Below are 1,293 nucleotides of genomic sequence, written 5' to 3' on the forward strand. Positions count from 1 at the left end.
GGTCCGTTCCGGACACATAGGTTACGGTTTATACCGGAGACATGGGTAACACTTTTGGCCCGAAGGGGTTTTGGAGTGGTTCGAGCCTGCATGTCTCATCATCGAAATATCCCAAATCGTAGTCCATGAAGCTAGCCAGCCAGATATGGTCCTCGACCTGTTTGATGCCGACGATCTGGCCGGCAAAGACAAGGCTGAGGTTGATCTTCTTTCTGTTATAGCAGATGCGGCCGCAGGTGGTGACGGTGAGGGCCTTGTCGTGAAACGGATAGTCGAGGTCTGGTAGGCCGGCATAGGGACGCGTTGAGGGCGCGTAGCGCTCCGCCGGGTAGTCCATGTCGAGCGCCTGGTGCGGGCGTTCTGAGTTGAACTCATCGATGAAGTCATCGAACCTGGCCTGCTGTTGAAGGAAATTGGCACCAGCCGGTTTGGTGGTTTCCTTCTTCAGGGTGAGGTGCATGCGCTCATGACGCCCGTTCTGCTGCGGGCAGCCCGGCTTGATGCGCTCGATGTCGATGCCCAGGCGCAGCCACCAGACCGACAGCTTGCTGAGGTTGAACAGCGCATTGGGGCTGGCGAAGGGAACGCCATTGTCGGTCCTGATCGCGCTGGGGAGGCCGAACTCTTTGAAAACGCTTTCGAACACGGTGAAGGCATAGGCTTCCTTGGTGGTCGAGAGCGCCTCGCAGGCGATGAGATAGCGGCTGGCAAAGTCGGTGATCGTCAACGGATAGCAATAGCGCCGATCGGCGAGCATGAACTCGCCCTTGTAGTCGGCACACCACAGATCGTTGGGGCGACAGCCGTTTGAAAGCGGTGTCCCCGTCGCCCGGTTTCGCCTGCGCTTGCGGTGCTCGACCAGGCCGTGGCGATCGAGCACGGCGTGCACCGTCGAGATCGCCGGCCGGTGCACATCCGGATACAGCCGGGCCAGCCGCTCGCGTATCTTCGGCGCGCCCCATGTCGGCTTGTCTTGCTTGAGGCGCACAATCAGCTTCTCGATTTGAAACGGAAGCTGATTGGCGTGGCGATAGGGCCGACGCGATCGATCCGTCAGCCCCTCCAGGCCGCTACCGTTGTAGCGCGCGAGGATCTTGTAGCCGGTCTTGCGCGAGATATCGAACTCTCGGCAAAGCACGGCCATCTTCTCACCGTCCAGCAGCCGGGCGACGAACTTCAGCCGCTCTTCCATGACGTTACACTCCTTCCAAGGCACCTTGCTCTCCTTGCAAAGGGCCGAAAGTGTAACCCATCTATCCGGAATGAACTGTCACCCATCTCTCGGGAAGGGCA

General features: G+C 59.6%; 1 protein-coding gene. It reads right to left on the reverse strand.

Translation table 11 applies throughout. The annotated features are described in order from the left end of the window. Positions 1-28 precede the first annotated feature (28 nt). A complete protein-coding gene (locus FJ490_RS32510) occupies positions 29-1,192 on the reverse strand; it encodes a helix-turn-helix domain-containing protein (RefSeq protein WP_140729650.1) in 1,164 nt (387 codons plus the stop codon). Between the last annotated feature and the right edge of the window lie 101 nt (positions 1,193-1,293).

This window comes from Mesorhizobium sp. B2-5-11 (assembly GCF_006440835.1).
In the GTDB taxonomy this organism is placed as follows: Bacteria; Pseudomonadota; Alphaproteobacteria; order Rhizobiales; family Rhizobiaceae; genus Mesorhizobium.